The sequence below is a fragment of the Aureibaculum marinum genome (assembly GCF_003813905.1).
In the GTDB taxonomy this organism is placed as follows: Bacteria; Bacteroidota; Bacteroidia; order Flavobacteriales; family Flavobacteriaceae; genus Aureibaculum; species Aureibaculum marinum.
On record NZ_RPFJ01000011.1, the window covers coordinates 254796 to 271496 of the forward strand.

General features: G+C 29.0%; 13 protein-coding genes. 3 read left to right on the forward strand and 10 right to left on the reverse strand.

All coding sequences use genetic code 11. The features are described from left to right. Positions 1–3: 3 nt before the first annotated feature. The 9 genes from EGM88_RS09645 to EGM88_RS15780 form a co-directional block, all read right to left on the reverse strand. Positions 4–429, reverse strand: a complete 426-nt coding sequence (locus EGM88_RS09645; RefSeq protein ID WP_123897949.1) for a hypothetical protein — start codon at positions 427–429, stop codon at positions 4–6. A gap of 13 nt (positions 430–442) precedes the next feature. Further along, the gene (locus tag EGM88_RS09650) at positions 443–2605 is read right to left on the reverse strand and encodes a hypothetical protein (RefSeq protein WP_123897951.1); all 2163 of its coding nucleotides are present in this window, start codon (positions 2603–2605) and stop codon (positions 443–445) included. Positions 2606–2624: 19 nt separating this feature from the next. Continuing rightward, entirely contained in the window at positions 2625–3086 is a 462-nt protein-coding gene (locus EGM88_RS09655; RefSeq protein WP_123897953.1) for a hypothetical protein, read from the reverse strand. A 114-nt stretch (positions 3087–3200) separates the two neighbouring features. Next, a complete protein-coding gene (locus tag EGM88_RS09660) occupies positions 3201–4025 on the reverse strand; it encodes a hypothetical protein (protein ID WP_123897955.1) in 825 nt (274 codons plus the stop codon). Between the two features lie 101 nt (positions 4026–4126). Next, positions 4127–5104, reverse strand: a complete 978-nt coding sequence (locus EGM88_RS09665; RefSeq protein WP_123897957.1) for a hypothetical protein — start codon at positions 5102–5104, stop codon at positions 4127–4129. Positions 5105–5137: 33 nt separating this feature from the next. Next, positions 5138–5689: a hypothetical protein gene (locus tag EGM88_RS09670; protein WP_123897959.1), complete on the reverse strand. Its 552-nt coding sequence runs from the start codon at positions 5687–5689 to the stop codon at positions 5138–5140. 381 nt (positions 5690–6070) lie between these two features. Next, positions 6071–7369 (reverse strand): OmpA family protein, encoded by a 1299-nt coding sequence (locus tag EGM88_RS09675; RefSeq protein ID WP_123897960.1) that lies wholly within the window; start codon positions 7367–7369, stop codon positions 6071–6073. Between the two features lie 203 nt (positions 7370–7572). Continuing rightward, positions 7573–11145: a hybrid sensor histidine kinase/response regulator gene (locus EGM88_RS09680; RefSeq protein ID WP_162497564.1), complete on the reverse strand. Its 3573-nt coding sequence runs from the start codon at positions 11143–11145 to the stop codon at positions 7573–7575. Positions 11146–11860: 715 nt separating this feature from the next. Then, positions 11861–12007: a hypothetical protein gene (locus EGM88_RS15780; RefSeq protein WP_162497565.1), complete on the reverse strand. Its 147-nt coding sequence runs from the start codon at positions 12005–12007 to the stop codon at positions 11861–11863. A gap of 280 nt (positions 12008–12287) precedes the next feature. Here EGM88_RS15780 and EGM88_RS09685 point away from each other — a divergent pair, with 280 nt between their 5' ends. Genes EGM88_RS09685 through EGM88_RS09695 form a run of 3 tightly spaced genes read left to right on the forward strand, consistent with a single transcriptional unit; the run spans position 12288 to position 15985 of the window. Further along, positions 12288–13031 (forward strand): LytR/AlgR family response regulator transcription factor, encoded by a 744-nt coding sequence (locus EGM88_RS09685; RefSeq protein WP_123897964.1) that lies wholly within the window; start codon positions 12288–12290, stop codon positions 13029–13031. 12 nt (positions 13032–13043) lie between these two features. Further along, positions 13044–14537 (forward strand): histidine kinase, encoded by a 1494-nt coding sequence (locus EGM88_RS16040; protein ID WP_123897966.1) that lies wholly within the window; start codon positions 13044–13046, stop codon positions 14535–14537. Next, on the forward strand, positions 14534–15985 hold the full coding sequence (locus EGM88_RS09695; protein WP_123897968.1) for a histidine kinase: 1452 nt from the start codon (positions 14534–14536) through the stop codon (positions 15983–15985). Before EGM88_RS16040 ends, EGM88_RS09695 begins: the two co-directional genes overlap by 4 nt. Positions 15986–16071: 86 nt before the next feature. Here the strand turns inward: EGM88_RS09695 and EGM88_RS09700 are convergent, their stop codons facing one another. Next, positions 16072–16641 (reverse strand): DUF3109 family protein, encoded by a 570-nt coding sequence (locus EGM88_RS09700; protein ID WP_123897970.1) that lies wholly within the window; start codon positions 16639–16641, stop codon positions 16072–16074. Positions 16642–16701 lie beyond the last annotated feature (60 nt).

The following is a 16701-nucleotide window of genomic DNA, read 5'->3' on the forward strand; positions in this document are numbered from 1 at the left end:
ATTTTATTGGTTTATAGTTTTTATTGTGATTTCACCGTCTTTATTAGATACTACTTGGGTTTTTGCTGATCCAATAATTATAGAATTACCTATTTTTATTTTTTCTGACGAAAATTTATTATCTTTTGGATAGTATTGTTTGTTAGAGTAAAGGGTTAATGTTGCTTCTTTTCCCATCTGGATTTCATTATTTTCAACGGTATATAATCCTTTTAGCAAACCGAGATAAAATGCATTTTTAGGATATTTTTTTTCTACTTCTTTGGTGCTTAGTTCTTTAAAGGTGTTGTAGAATACGAGTTTATCTATAGTGTTATCTGTTTTGTTTACTGCTACAATTATCTTGGTTTCATTAGTGGCAATAGTTTGAGCTATTGTACCATAAGTTATTAGTAAAAAAGTAAACACAAGTAATATCTTTATTTTCATAATTCTTTAATTTTTAGATTCCAAGACTTATTTCTTTTGCTTCTGGAAGTATAACCGTATAATCACCATATTCATAGGTTATTTTTACGCCATTAAAATTGAGTTCCTTTAATCTTCCTCCAGGAGAAAAAAGGGCGGTTACACCTGATTCTTGACCGGCTATACCAATAAATTTTGTACATTTTTCTGCTTTGTCACAATTGACGAGTTGCTTTTTAAAATTGGTATTGTTTTCAAAAGCTACTTTTCTAAATTGTAAGCCCCATTGTGTAATTGGAAAGAACATACCTGAATTTGTTCCACTACTGCTCACCATTTCATTTAATGCGGGGTTAGCTGGTATTGGTACCATTGGCATTGCATTACCCATAAATTTACCTACATGCATTTTTACCCAACCTTGTTTAGGAGTAGAGATATACATATATCCACTATCATCTGTATAGGCATCACTAGGCATTTGTGCCGATTCAATTTTTTGAGCTCTGCGTTTATCATCAAAAGTAAGCACCATAGTATTACCTGAACCAGTCATAGTTGCTTTTACACCATCTGCTTTTATAGTGACTCTTTCTTTATGAACAGAGAAATTTTCTTCGTTTAGATAGATGTAGGCAGTTAATGTTATTTTCATTTTTTCACCCAAATCAGGTATTGGAATGTCGTTAATGGTTACTTCAACACCATATTCATGTTTTTCTAAGTCTTTTACTTCAATAGTGCTTTCTGTACTTGGGAGAAAGGATTGTTTACTTAACACCATATTATCATCAACTTTTAAACTTATGGTCATTTGTTGAGCTTCAAATTCATCTTTTGTATAGCCTTTTAATTGAACTTTTAGTGTAAGGGTTTCATCTACACCGTCACCAAAATCACCAACTACAGGATAAAAAACATCTTGGGTTATAGGTTTTTTATCTTCAGGATGCCACATTTCTATAATTTCTATACCATGACGGGGCGAACCCGTTTGTAAATGGATTAATTCTGTGGTGGTTTTAATAGAATCGTTAAATTCAGAAGGTAATTTGGTTTTTAATAAGAGAGGTATTTCTTCAAAAGATTTTTGAGCATCTAAACCTTCTGTGATTAAGTTTTTGTAGAAAACATCAAAGGTTTTAATAGCATCTTCTGTCTCAACGGTGTTTAACCAATAGAAAAAATGACTATTACTAAGTACATTGTTTATAGAGGTTGCTAAATCGCTTCGTTGCCCCAGTTCACAGGCACTAAATACCCATATTTTATCAGAGAGGTCTTTATTGGAATAATAATAATCAAAAAAAGAACTTCTAAGTGAAATCTGTTCATCTGCAATGACAATTAGATTTCTTAACTCGGGATTTTCTGATAAGAAAGTGTTTATTTCCACATCAGTATCTAGTCCATGCTTAATACCTGTATCAATAAGTGTTCTGCAATAATTACTGTCACCACCCGAAACAATCTCAATTCCTCCATTAGCAAAACTTACTGGATCACAAAACCGTATTCCATGAGTAGAAATATGTACCAAATCATAATCTCCAAAATTTTGAAAATCTTTTAGTGTCAAATTTTTTGATTTAAAAACCACGTTGCCATTGTAGTTTTTGTTCTTTTCCAAATATTTTTTGGCTAAAATTCCATCATCGTAATTTCCAAAATCATTTATAAACGGTGATAATATTAAGGCTTTTTTTTGTTGTCGTTTATCTTCACCTTTTTCATAAGCAAGTATATTAACATTTTCACTTCCTTCATTAAATAAAGTGGAGGTGTAAGTTGCAGTTAAATAAGAGGACCTCATGTTTAGAGGGATGGCTCTACTACCTCCACCTTTATATTTTTTTTTGTTTTTTGAATTGTTATTTGGTAACTCAACTAACATGGGTACACTACCCTTTATATGAAAGAGTAGGGTATTAGCATTGGTTTGTACTAACGTACTATCTGGTAATATTTTTAAAATTTCTGCAATGCTTTTTCCTTGCTCAGCCATTTGTTGACCTTGTTGTAATAAGTTCCAACTTTTTGCTATAGCTTCTTTTGTGATATGTTCACTTACCATAAGGTCTTTAGGTAAACCCGTTTTTTGTTTACTAGTACAGCTAACAAGTACACATAACCCCAAGAACAATGCTATACTATAAATGGTTGTTGTTTTAAAATTATATGTACATGTTATTTTCATGGTTGTAAAATTGAAAATATTATTTAAGTGTTTTTACTTCTAATCGGCTATTTTTAAATGAGACTATTTTTGCCTTGGTTTTTCCTAAGTCGAAATGATCACCTGGCAAGAAATGGTCACCAGGAAAGATTTTTTCACCAGAAATAAGATTAACTCCACTAAAAACAGGTTGATTGGTAAACATTACTAATAAAGTGTTTGCGTAGGGTTGGGCACCCAAATTGGTTTTTTTGTATTTCCCTACTATTTGACCTTTAAAAAATGACGAACTTGGGTATTTTTTAATTGCCATTTTAACATCGGTAGGAAAATCAGTAGCCAAGACCAGTTGGGTTACGTTTTTAGTTTTGTTATTCATTACAAATACCAAATTGGTACTTTTTGTCAATTTAGTTTTAGATCGTTTTATTTGTTGTGCATTTAGGGTAAAAACCCCAGCGGCAATAAATAATACAGTGGTAATTAAAATTTTTGTTTTCATGACTTTTGTTTTATGTGACTAGTATATATTTATGGGATCAATCAAGGGTTTGTTGACAGAGTGGCATTAAAAAACTTTTTCATAGCAATTTTTAAATATTCACAGCAATACTTTCTATTCACAATTATAAGTAGGTGTAAAATAAATTGGATCCGAAAGGTCATTTCTTATTATCTTTTGTGAAACTATTTTACCATGTTCATTAAATTGGTAGGTAAAATCAGAGATTATGGTATCTACTTTTGAATATTTCATTAAGTTGGTATTGCCATCTATAAGAATAATACCTGTCTGTAAAAAACCAACGAAATCCACACCGATTAGTCCGTCAGTAGGGTATTTGTGTTCTGAGTAATATTCGTATCTACGTTCTATAATGCCGTTGTCTTCTATTTCAGTTATGTTCCCATTGTTCCAAAAATACCTATACAGGCGTATTTGGTAACCATCCTCTGATACTTTTAATTCTGATAATTTACCATTTACATAGGTAATTTCATTAAGTTGCTCGCGGTACGGTTTTCCTTTATCGTCCATAATTGTTTCTACGAACGATACCGGTTTTCCAGAACTGTTTAGTTTAACATCTTTGGTATTGGTCAGAATGCCTGAAGCATTGTAACTACTGAAAAAATAACCTTCCGAATTCTGTTCAAAAGTGTATTTTCCAAAGTCTCCAATAGCTTGGGTAATTTTATCTTCAGCATTGTAATTTATAGTATATGAATTTCTAATTTCACCATTGACAACAATCATTTTTACGGTTTTACAACTTCCTTTTGCGTCAAGGTCTAAAATTTCGTTATTAATATGTTCTTCTTCTGGATCTTGTTGTAAGTCATCATCTGAAGTATCTTGATTACAAGAAATGGATATTAGGCCAATAAGTACTAGTATCAGGTAAACCCTAAAGTTTTTGGTGTTATTTTTTGTTTTCATAGTGTTCCTTTTGTTATCAAAAATCTTTTTCATAGCAATTTTTTGGGATAAATTAGAACAATAGAAATACACTTATACAGTTCTAAAAAAGTTGTTTATATTTAATTCTGTTGTTTTGTTACTAAAAATGTTTTAAACATATTTTTCTTTTTAGCCATTGGAACTTCTGATATAAACGCGTAATTTCCAGGTTCTAAAGTTGCAGTAAAATAGCCCGTATTTCCTTGTGGCATATCATTTACACCTCCCATAAAAGTTACTCCATTTGGTGCAGGTTCTATTAAACCTTCCGGATTGGCCCAGTTCATCCAATTTTCTAATTCTTCGAGATTAGCATTTTCTTCTAGTTTAACTAAGTTTATATCATGTCCAACAAAATTTTCATGAACTATTTGATCTTTGAAGGTTACAGAAAATATGTGTTTGCCTGGACTAATAGAATCATTAAAAACAATACCATCTGTACTTGATATACTTATTGATACATCTTGTTTTAGTTCTTCGTTTCCTGAATTAGTTTTTAAAACCACAATATCTTTTGTCATTCCCATAGAAGTATGAAACATTCCATTAGGCATTTTTACATAACATTCTATAATGTAATTTCCGGGTTGTAAATGAAAAGTTGTTTCGCCAACCTGATTTGGTGAAAGTAAACCTGAACCACCAACAAATACTACTTCATTAAACCATTTAGGAAATTTTGAAAACTCAGCATAACCTTCTTCAATTTTTCCTTGAGTAATAAGATTCATGGCACTCTCAAATACAGGAGCTATTAGTTTTTCAATATCTTTTGAAGTTTTTCCTTCAGGATATTTATCTACTAAAAAAAAGTGTGTTTGAGATGATAAATTTTTATATCTAAAAGTGTTCCATCCTGAAAAAATGGTATCTGGCATTTGAAAATCCATATTTTCTGTTATAATTTCAATGGCTGTATCTCCATGTTTTTCAATTTTGACAGTTTTTTGTTGTATTTCTTTTTTACATGATGCTGTTACTAAAAAAATCGATAGAATCATTATTAACATTCCAATGGAATTAATTTTAATAAAATAGTTTTTTAATGTTCTCATAATATTGAATGTTGATAATGTTGTTTTTAAATTTTAATAGCTTACATTTACTTTTCCGGAAATGGGAAAACTATTTTTTCTATCCATCATACCTCCTCCTTCACCTTCAAAAGTCATTTCTAGTTTGTTTTTTGTTAGTTCTTTTATGTTTATGGTTCCTTTTCTAAATATTATGCGTCGGTTCATTTTTTTACCTTCTCTTTCTCCATTAAAGAAATTTAAGTCTACCTTGATGCGAGGAGTATTTATTTCAGGAATAGTATAAATGGCTTTGCCTTTATCAACAATATCTGTACTAGTAAGATTTAAGTTTAATTGAAATGGATTTTCTTCTGCATAAAATAGAAATTGTAAGGTGTCACTTTTAAACTGAACATTTGTGGGTACTATATTTTTTTGTAGAATACTATGCGTTTTACCTTCCATAGTAACTTGAATAGCAACGTCACTATTTATACTACTTTTGTTAATATTACTTGTTTTCTCGTTATGTTTTTCTTTGCAGGAAAACAACAATACTAGTATGAATAATGTGAATGATATTATTGTAGCAATTCTATTAATTACATTTAATGACTTTTTCATGAATTATTTTTATAATAATTTTAGGTAAATGTAATAGAGAAGAAAGTTTGGTAAGACTGAAATTGTGTGGGTGACAAAATTTTGTTTACGAATTAAGCAAAATACTTTATAAATGGTTTTTAAGTGGTTGTATGTTGATTGTGTAAAATTAGCAGCAGATTGTACAATTATTTGATAAACAGTTGGTAAGTGTTGGGTAAAGGAGCTTTATTATCTATGATTTTTGGTAGTTTTATGAGCCTATAATAGCTAAAATTGAATTTAGTTTAGTTGTCAATTTATTCTTTAGCATTGAACTAACTCTTAGAGGATTAAGTTTGTGGATTATGCTTTTTGAAATAAAAAAATCTCCCTCTTGAAAAAGAGGGAGATAAAATATCTTTAGTTATTTTTAATAAATTCAACTCTTCTGTTGTTGGCTTTTCCTTCTGGTGTACTATTATCAGCTACAGGTATGGTTTCTCCTTTTCCTTCAGTTTGGAGGCGATTTTCTGAAATACCTAATTCTACCAAAGCTGTTTTAACAGCAGCAGCTCTTTCAGCAGAAAGTTTTAAATTATAATCTTCAGCACCGTCACTATCGGTATGACCTTCTATCTTAAAATTAAGATTTTTATGCTCTTTCATCATATTGAAAACCTCATTAATAACACCATAAGATTCAGGTTTTATACTAGCCTTGTTTACATCAAATAATATACCTCGAGTAATAAATTTTCCATCTTCCATTACACGGTCGTAAAGTGCTTTACCGCCTTTAGCTATTTTAATGTTTTTGATGGCAATAATTTTACCTTCAGGGTTATGCCGGTAGGATCCAATACTTATAGCTTTCGGATTTAGTTGTAAATTAGGAATGTTTAAGGCACGATATTCATCGACAAATAATTTTAAGCTTCTTTTATTAAAAGAGAGGGCAATGTGTCTCCATCCTGCAAATTCTTTTTTTACAGACTCATCATAGCCATTGTAAGTTCGGCTATTTTTTTGTAGTCTTACATTCATACTAGCACCGTTTTTATAGGTTATTATCGGATAATAATAATTGCCTTTGGTTTCTTCGTAATTACCGTTGCTACCAGGATATAGTCTAATTAGATATCGCTGCCAATTGGTATAACCTTCGTCAAAGTAAGCATCAAATTCTACAGTAAAGACATCAGGGAGATAATCGTCACCATCTATAAGTGGAGCTATAATACTGTTATGATTTAAAGTAATTACATTTTCATCTCCCATTTTGGCATTTTCAGCATTTCCTTTTAAGAGATCCCATCTCGAAGGAAATTCTCCATTTTCTTCAGCTTGTAAGTTGTCGTCAAAAATTATTTCATCTCCAGGTACAAAGTTGTATTTGGTCCAAACTGTAGGGGATGAAGAAGGAGATTCGGTATTATGGTTATCGCTTTTATTTGTGGAAGAATTTTTATCAGAACCATTTGTATTTGTTTCTGAAGATTTGTTTTCTCTTTTTTCCATTTTTCCGGTTTTTGGATTGAGAATGGAGTCCATAGCTTTTTCAGTTTCCTTGGTAACTTTTTGCTCTGTCTTTTTTATTACCGCACGTTCAGCTGCTTGTTCTACTTTTTTGCCTAATTTTTTTAGAAATTGAGCTTCCGAAGACGGTGTTGCTAAAAAGAAAAATAAGAGTATTAAAATAATTGAATGTAACGATTTCATAATATGTTTTTTTATTTATAAATAATAAATATACGTGGTCATAAGACTATAAATTTTTAATTTGTATAGATGACATATTATAATATAGATGTGGTAACTTATCTTGTATAATTTGAAAATTAATCTACATAAGTCTAAGTTGACTTCTGTGTAATAACTAAATTTTATTAGTTGATTTATATCAGAAATAAAAAATACGTTTTTTAACGTAAAATCAATTTCAAAATTCGTTCTTTTAAAATTTCTAGCTTAAAAGGTTTGGTAAGGAAATCTTCTGCACCAGATTGGAGTGCTTTTAATTCTTCTTCTTGACTGCCATCTGCTGTTAATAAAATGATGGGAATGTGACTAGTATTGCGGTTAGATTTTAAGGTTTTACAAAGTGCAAGACCATCTGTTATTGGCATACGAACATCTGAAATAATAATGTCTGGCCCAATTTTAATTGCCTTTTCAATCCCCTCTTCACCATTATTCGCTTCGTAAATTATATAATTTTGCTTAAGGTTATCTTTTATAAATTTACGCATCTCTTTATGGTCTTCTACTAAAAGCATTTTAGGTAGTTGACCATTCTTTATTTTATCTTTTAGGTTTTTGGGGGTATGCTGTCTTTTTAAAGTTGATTGCCCTACGTTTTGTTTGGGTTTGTTTTTTAGTTGATTTGCTTTAAAATAAGTAGGTTCAACGGGTAATGTTACTTTAAATATGATAAGGATGTCATTTTCTAAAGAGCAATTAATTTTGCCTTTGTACAATTTTACCAATTCTTTAACTAATGCCAAACCGATACCACTTCCTTCTTTGAATTTATCTTTTTGATAAAAGCGATCATAAAATTTTTCCAGCTCTTGCTCCTTTATATTTTGTACTGTATTTTTTACAATAATTATAACTTCGTTTCTTTCTCTTTTTGTTGTTATTTCACAATACCCACCTTTAGGACAGTATTTTATGGCATTTGATAAAAGGTTAGTTACAATTTTTTCTAGTACATCTTCATCATACCATGTTTGCCCTAAATCATAGATGTTAATTTCATATTTTATTTTTTTTACTGATGCTTGATAGCTAAAAGATTTAGCTAAACTTAATAGAAACAGTTTCATATTATTTTCAGAAATCAATAATTTTCTTTTGCCTTGGTCAATTTTTGCCAGTTGCATTAATTGATCTACTAAATTAATTAGCCTATTTGTATTACGTTGAATTAGGGTATAATCTTTTGTTGCTTCCACTGAGAGTTTTCCACTTCTAAGTTTTTCTTCAACAGGACCAGAAATTAAAGTAAGAGGGGTTTTTAGTTCATGAGAAATGTCTATGTAAAGATTTGATTTAAATGTATTTAGTTCTTGTAGTTTAGCGGCTTCGTTTTCTTTTAGTCTAAACTTTACTTGCATAAAAAATCGCCATTTAAAATATTGATAAATGCCATATATTAAAGTTAAGAATAATAAAAAATAAGTCACTTTAGCTATTGTTGTTAAATACCATGGAGGTGCAATAGAAAAACTTAATGTTGTTGGTTTTGGATTCCAGAAACCATCATAATTGCTTGATTTTACTTCAAAAACATAATCACCTGGAGGTAATTGTGTATATCTCACATAGTTCTTATTGCCAGCGTTTACCCAATTTGTTTCATAACCTGTTAACTTGTACTGAAAAGTATTTTTTTTAGGTAAAGAAAATTGCATTCCAGAAAACTCAAAAGATAATGTATTCTCATTGTGTTTTAATTGAAACGAGTCTCTTATACTCATTGATTTATCTAAAACTTTAAAATTAGTAATGGTAGTTTTATTACGAATGATATTCTCTTCAAGATTACTGGGGTTAAACCAGTAAAACCCCTCTAGTCCACCAAAGTATAAAGATCCATCAGTTGCTTTAAAATAGGCTCCTGTATTAAATTCAGTTGCTAAACCATCATAGTTAGCGTAGTTTATGATAGAAGGAGTTGCTGTTTTTTTCGATAAAGGAGTAAATTTTATTATGCCTTTATTTGAGCTTAACCAAAGATTATTGTTATTATCGGGTAAAATAGAATAGATAACATTATTTGATAAGCCGTCATCAGTGGTATAGTGATAAAAGGTTTTTGTTTTTATATCAAAGGCATTTAAGCCTCCACCATTTGTGCCAATCCACAATATTTCGTTAGGGCCGTAGTATAAAGATTTAATGTTGTTATTGGATAATGAATTATTGTCCTTTTCCTTCTTTTTATAGGGAGTTATTAGTCCAGTTGAAACATTTAGTTTAATAAGCCCCTCATTCTCTGTTCCTAACCATAAATTTCCATAGACATCTTCGGTTATTACTCTAATATTATTGCTTGAAAAATCAGGATGAGTTTTAGTATTAAATTGTTTAACAATGCCTTTATCTTTAGTAAATTGAATTAATCCGTTATCTCTAGTTGCTAACCAATAGCGATTTTTACTGTCCTTAAAAATATCCCAAATGGTACTAATATTTGACAGTTTATTTTTGTTATAATTCGTAAAATTTCCATTACTTAATATTGATAAACCACCTTCTTGAGTTCCAATTAACAAGTCGCCATTATCATCTATAAAAAGACTCATAATACGATCTGAAGGTAATCCACTTTTATGAGAAGAAGTGGTAAAAGTTTGCCAACTATTAATTTTAGGCTCGTATTTGGTAAGTCCTTTACCTGAAGTACCAATCCATATAGTATTGTTTTTATCTACTGCAATAGAACGTACTACATCTATATGAATAGAGTTGGGAACCTGAAAATTAATTATGGAATTAAACTTTTCTAAGTACTTGTCATAATAACTCAACCCAGCTCCATCTGTTCCAAACCAAATGGTACCAGTATAATCTTCGTAAATACTTAAAATATCATTGTAATGGATAGATCTAGGATTGTTTTTTTGTGTTTTAAAATGTTTTAAATCTTTACTTTCAAAATCAATCAAGTAAACTCCTTTTCCATAAGTACCAATCCAAAGTCTATTTTTGGAATCTAAAAAAAGTGATAAAATATTTAGATTATCAGGTAAAATAAAAGCAAAATCAAGTTCTGATGCTCGTGTTAAATATAAATCATTTTCTTTTTTGAAATATAGACCATCTCCAAAAGTGCCAAACCATTGTGTATTATCTTTATCAATTGCAATGCTACTGAATTTATGAATGATTTTATCTGAAGTGAGTGTTTTGTTATCTATTTTTAATAGCTCATTGGTTAAAATATTGACATTAACGATACCTTTATCTGTTGCTAATAGCAATGTGTTTTCATCTTGTTTTATGTCGTAAATAACTCCAGTTTTATCCATATTTAACACAACTACGGCGGTATCTGTTTCAATAGTATATTTATATAGACCTTCTGAATAAGTGCCAATAAAATAGTTATTGTAAGTGTCTTGAAAAATAGTAGTAGCGTCGTTAATATTTGAAAAGGTGTCAAAACTATTTTTTGTGCTATTAAATTTAAGAACAGTTTTGTTAATAGGAATACTCCAAATATTACCTTGACGATCTGTATAAACCTTACCTAATTGGCTATAATTTGGCTTGGTAATATCTATAAAGTTATGAGGATACTTGGTAAAATTATTACCGTCATATTTATTTAAACCATCTTGGGTGGCAATCCATAAATAACCTATACTGTCTTGTGTAATGGATATTGCACTATTTTGCGAAAGCCCATGTTCTATCGATAATTGTTTGAAACTTATTTGGTTTTGAGCATGACTAAAATGTGCTAATATTAGTATAAATACAAACAAATAATTTTTTAAAAAAGCACAATAATAGGGTGTCAAGAGTTTATGTTTTCTTGAGAAAATTAATTGAATCAGCCTAAAATTGTTATTAAGCATTAATAGTACTTATTGTTAAACGAGTTGCCATTAAATGTTTTTGCTCATTTATTATTAACCATTTTCAAATGGAATAAAGTAAAGAGCTATAAACCTTAAAGTTATCGATTTTTTTTTAAAGCCAATACATTTATTTTTATGTAAAAAATCTTTAATAGTCTTTTGGATGTTTTATATGTTTGAAAATATATTAAAAATTTAATCAGATAACCACATAATTATTGTTGGAAATATAGATGCCATATATAAACTTCTAATGTTCTAATGTTAAAAAATCCATAACTTGCTTATATGACTTTTTTTTTATGAACTCTTTTGCATTTGTTTTTTCATTATCTGCGGGAATAATAACATATCTAAAATGCGAGAAGTTGTTATAGGTCATTTCATAGGTGTTTGTACTGGAAATACCTATATTTATTGTTTAATCTGATATATCAAAAGAATAAATCATCCTTCTCAAAATTACAGTAGGCAGGGCCTTAACATAGTTACTATTTTTAAGTTTACCATAGACCATAACAAGCCCGTTATCTCTGAGATCTTCATTAAAATAAGGTTTCTTGTCGCTTATAGGGAAACTAGTTCCTAAACCTTTATTGCCAAAAGCAGGATTTGTAATTCAGCCACTACTTATAATATTAACATTTCCGTCTTTACCATTTTCTCCGGCAGGCCCTTGTGGTCCCATTTCACCATCTACTGGAGTACAACTTATAGAACACATTATTAATAATAATAGAACCTGTTTAAAAAATGAGGTTTTCATAACTTTACTATTTTAAATAATTATTCAAATGTATGAGGAGGGAATTCAACAGTTTTACTTATTTTTAAGGGTAGTAAATTTTATTGTATTACTGGTTCGATGTATTTTATAGTTGGTTAAATGAATAAAAAAAAGAGTTATTTTTAATAATTAAATACAATTTACAGCCAGTTATACAGGAAAACAAACTAATTATACAGAAGGAGTTAAGTAGTTTAATTGGTGGGTTATTTTTGGTGTAATTAGATATGAGTAATTTGTAACCAATCCCAATATTATCATGATAAAAGCTATACTTATTGACGACGAAAAAAGTGCTATTCAAAGCCTTAGTTGGGAAATAGAAAACTTCTGTGAAGACGTTAAGATTATTGAGAGTTTTACAGACCCATTAGATGCAATTTCTGCTATAAATTACTTAAAACCTGATTGTGTTTTTCTTGATATTGAGATGCCTGAAATGGATGGTTTTCAATTGCTTAATTCGTTAAAGTATAGAGATTTTGATTTAATAATAACTACTGCTTTTGATAATTACGCTATTAAAGCTTTTAGAGAAAGTGCCATAGACTATCTTTTAAAACCTATAGATTCTGATGATTTAGTACAAGCAGTTGAAAAAATTAAAAAAAATAAAAACCAAAATGGTTTAGGTACAGAACTAAAAAAAGTTTTGACCGATTTAGTACCACAACAAGGGTATAATAAAATAGGATTGCCATTGGTAGGAAAAACCAAATATGTGGCACCGAATGATATTTATTACTGTAAATCTGATGGTAATTATTGTGAAATATTTTTTGTTGACGGTAGTGTAGAAATGCTTACTAAAAAGATAAAAGAAATTGAAGAGATAATAAGTAATAAGTATTTTTTTAGAGTACACAATTCCTATTTGGTTAATATTAATTATATAAAAGAATTTGTGAAAACAGAAGGGCAGTATTTGGTGTTGGAAAATGGTACTTCTATTCCTGTTTCAAGATCAAAGAAAAATGATTTGTTGAAACTACTAGATAATTAATATAATCTATTTGTGAAACTATTGGAGAGCTCATCTATCTTAGATTTTCCTAACGAAAACGGAATCGTGGTTTTTGTATTAGGCTTGTTGTTTATTCTTTCTGTTTATCACTTTACACTTTATTTTCAGCACAAAGACAAAACATATCTATACTATAGCTTATTTACTTTTTTGATTTTTGTTAATCATTTAAATGATCCAGAAAATGGTTTTGTGTATGTATTAGTAGAACCAATTCGATTTATTTTAGATTATATAAATATATATTTAATTTGGTTGTATAACCTTATCTATTTTGTTTTTGCTTTTACTTTTGTTGATGTAAAAAAATATAGTCTCACGTGGCATAAAATTATTTTTAATTCTGTTTATGTTTTAATGGGTTTTATTGTTTTGGTTGAAATTATCTATTTATTTACCCATAACGATAATGTTATTTTTACTTCAGATACTATTTTTATCATAGCGATTAGTATATTGGCTATATTGGGTTATATTCCATTATTAAAGATGTACAACCCTTTAAAGTATTATATAATAATTGGGTCGTTAATTTTATTTATAAGTTCTATTGCCGCAACAATAATGTGGAAATTTAATTTAACTCCAGATACTGAAATTCGCTATAGTATTTTTTATATAGGAATTGTATTGGAGAACATTTGTTTTTCACTTGGATTAGGGCATAAGCAAAAGCAAATTTTAGAAGAACGAAATATTTCACAAGAAAATTTAATATCTCAATTACAAGAAAACAATAAACTTAGAGATGCTATTCAGGAAAAGTTGGAGGAAGATATCGTAAATTTAAGTGAGCAAGCGAAATCTGAGAAACTGCTAAAACTGAAAGAGAAATACGATAGGGAGATGGCAGAATTAAAAATCACTTCTTTACGAAGTCAAATGAATCCTCATTTTATCTTTAATTCACTCAACTCTATAAAACTCTATATTATTAATAATGATAAACAAAATGCTGTTTATTATCTCAATAAGTTTTCTAAACTTATTAGAAAAATTTTAGCATCAACACAAACTAAAGAGATTAGCCTATCTGATGAAATAGAGACTATGAAACTTTATATTGGTATTGAAAATATTCGATTTGAAAATACAATTGATTTTAATTTGGATATAGACGAGACTTTAAATTTAGAAACTATAAAAATACCATCTTTAGTTTTACAACCCTTTATAGAAAATGCAATTTGGCACGGTTTGGCACCTAAAAAGGAAGATAAAAACCTCAATTTAAGTGTGTTCAAAGAAGATAATAATCTTGTCATAGAAGTTATAGATAATGGTATAGGAAGGATAAAAGCTCAAGAGATAAAGAGTAAAAAGATGCACAATAGAAAGTCTGTTGGTATTGCCCTAACAGAAGAGCGTTTACAGAATTTTGCAAAGGACAATAATGTAGAGTATGATTTGATAATAGAAGATGCTTTTATAAATGGTAAACCAAATGGTACTAAAGTTATTTTAAAAATAAACTTGTTGGTATGATCCCTTTTGAAGAGTTCACGTTGTTATTTGCTGGTTTTTTATTAACATTATCAGTTTATCATTTTTTGTTGTATTTTCAACATAGGGATAAAGTCTACTTATATTATAGTTTATATACTTTTTTGATTTTTACAGCCAACTATCCAACTACTGAAAATTCTATTTTTATTGATGCGTCTAATAGTAATGATGCTTATTTTCAACTAGTAGTAATACCTAGGGAATGGGTATACAATACAATGTATTTAATGTTTGCTAAAACCTTGGTTGCATTAGAAGTTTTTAAACCAAAATGGAATAAGGTTTTAAATATTAGTATAGTAATTTACTTAGTAATACTTATTGTTTCATTAATTTATGCAGTTGTAACAACAAATTATTATATTGTTGGTATTGTTTTTTCGTATTTCTTTTCGCCTACTATTGCAGTATTGGCACTGATTAGTTTTTATGTACTCTATACCATGAAAACTCCATTGAAATATTATGTACTTGTAGGATCTTTTGTTTATTTAATTGCTGCTGAATATGCCTTTTTCGCTTCAACTGATTTTATAAGTGTTACTGTAATATTTTCAATTGGAGTAATAATTGAAAACATATTATTTTCACTCGCATTAGGTCAAAAGCAGAAAATTATTTTAGAAGAAAAGAATAAATCGCAACATGATTTGATTGTTCAATTTAAAGAAAATGAACAGTTACGAGAAAGAGTTCAAGATCAATTAAAACAGGACTTGGCTCTATTAAAAGAAAAATCAAAAAATCAAAAGTTAGTTACTTTAAAAGAAAAAGCAGATAAAGAATTGGCAGAGTTAAAGGTTCTTTCGTTACGAAGTCAGATGAACCCTCATTTTATTTTTAATTCATTAAACTCTATTAAGTTATATATTATTAATAACGATACGGCCAATGCAGTTTATTATCTAAATAAATTCTCAAAATTAATAAGGCATATACTTACCTCAACTCAAGAAAAGGAAATAACATTGGCTCATGAACTTGAAACCATGCAATTGTATGTAAATATTGAAAATATTAGATTTAATAATGAAATAGACTTTTCTTTAAAAACGGAACGAAACCTAAATTTTGATACTATAAAAATTCCAGCACTTATTTTACAACCCTTTATAGAAAATGCAATTTGGCATGGATTGTCATCAAAAAAAGAAAATAAAAAATTAGAGGTAATTGTAAGAAAACAAAATGATAATTTTATAAATATTTATATAGTAGATAATGGAATAGGTAGAGAAAAATCAGCTAAAATAAAAACCAAAAAATTGCATAAAAAAGATTCTGTAGGTATTAAGTTGACGGAAGAACGATTAATTAATTTTGCTAAAAATTATAAAAACAATTATTCTATAACTTTTACAGATTTGTTTGATGCAAATAACAAAGCTACAGGAACAGAAGTAGTTTTAAAAATACCATTGATATAAGTCATTATTCTATTGTATTAAATTTTGTAGCTAATTGTTTGCATTTTTTTATTTAGAAACTTTTTATAATTAGTGTTATTAGATAATTATCTTTTTAGGGTTTCAGCAACTTTTTCTAATTCTTCATACCAATCTTTACCAAATTTTCTGATTAGTGCATCTTTTACAAATTTATAAACAGGAACCTGAAGTTCTTTTCCTAAGGTACAAGCATCATCACAAATTTCCCATCTGTGGTAATTTACAGCTGCAAATTCTGAATAATCTTTTACTCGTACTGGATATAGATGACACGATATAGGTTTTTTCCATTCAATCTCTCCTTGATTATAAGCTTCTTCTATTCCACATTGTGCAATACCCTTATTGTCATAATTAATATAAACACAGCTGTCGTCACTAGGAATTAACGGAGTTTCATATTCACCATCAGCTGTAATAAATAACCCTTGATCTTCAATAGCTTCAATACCTTCTTTAGTTAAAAAAGGCTTTACTTTGGGATAAATATCCATTAAAATTTTCAGTTCTTCTTCTTCAAGAGGAGCTCCTGCTTCACCATCAACACAACAAATTCCTTTACATGCTGATAGGTTGCAAACAAAATCTTTCTCTATAATTTCTTCTGATACTATTGTTTTTCCTAATTGAAACATTTTCTATGTTATTTAAAGTGGCAAAAGTACATGATATTTGTTTAATTATACGATAAGCTA

What these genes read in the sequence shown, in the direction of transcription:
- EGM88_RS09670 (WP_123897959.1), bottom strand. Translation starts at nt 5,689, where the DNA reads ATGAAAAAGTCATTAAATGTAATTAATAGAATTGCTACAATAATATCA.
- EGM88_RS09655 (WP_123897953.1), bottom strand. Translation starts at nt 3,086, where the DNA reads ATGAAAACAAAAATTTTAATTACCACTGTATTATTTATTGCCGCTGGG.
- EGM88_RS09685 (WP_123897964.1), top strand. Translation starts at nt 12,288, where the DNA reads ATGATAAAAGCTATACTTATTGACGACGAAAAAAGTGCTATTCAAAGC.
- EGM88_RS09645 (WP_123897949.1), bottom strand. Translation starts at nt 429, where the DNA reads ATGAAAATAAAGATATTACTTGTGTTTACTTTTTTACTAATAACTTAT.
- EGM88_RS09675 (WP_123897960.1), bottom strand. Translation starts at nt 7,369, where the DNA reads ATGAAATCGTTACATTCAATTATTTTAATACTCTTATTTTTCTTTTTA.
- EGM88_RS09650 (WP_123897951.1), bottom strand. Translation starts at nt 2,605, where the DNA reads ATGAAAATAACATGTACATATAATTTTAAAACAACAACCATTTATAGT.
- EGM88_RS15780 (WP_162497565.1), bottom strand. Translation starts at nt 12,007, where the DNA reads ATGAAAACCTCATTTTTTAAACAGGTTCTATTATTATTAATAATGTGT.
- EGM88_RS09695 (WP_123897968.1), top strand. Translation starts at nt 14,534, where the DNA reads ATGATCCCTTTTGAAGAGTTCACGTTGTTATTTGCTGGTTTTTTATTA.
- EGM88_RS09665 (WP_123897957.1), bottom strand. Translation starts at nt 5,104, where the DNA reads ATGAGAACATTAAAAAACTATTTTATTAAAATTAATTCCATTGGAATG.
- EGM88_RS09700 (WP_123897970.1), bottom strand. Translation starts at nt 16,641, where the DNA reads ATGTTTCAATTAGGAAAAACAATAGTATCAGAAGAAATTATAGAGAAA.
- EGM88_RS09660 (WP_123897955.1), bottom strand. Translation starts at nt 4,025, where the DNA reads ATGAAAACAAAAAATAACACCAAAAACTTTAGGGTTTACCTGATACTA.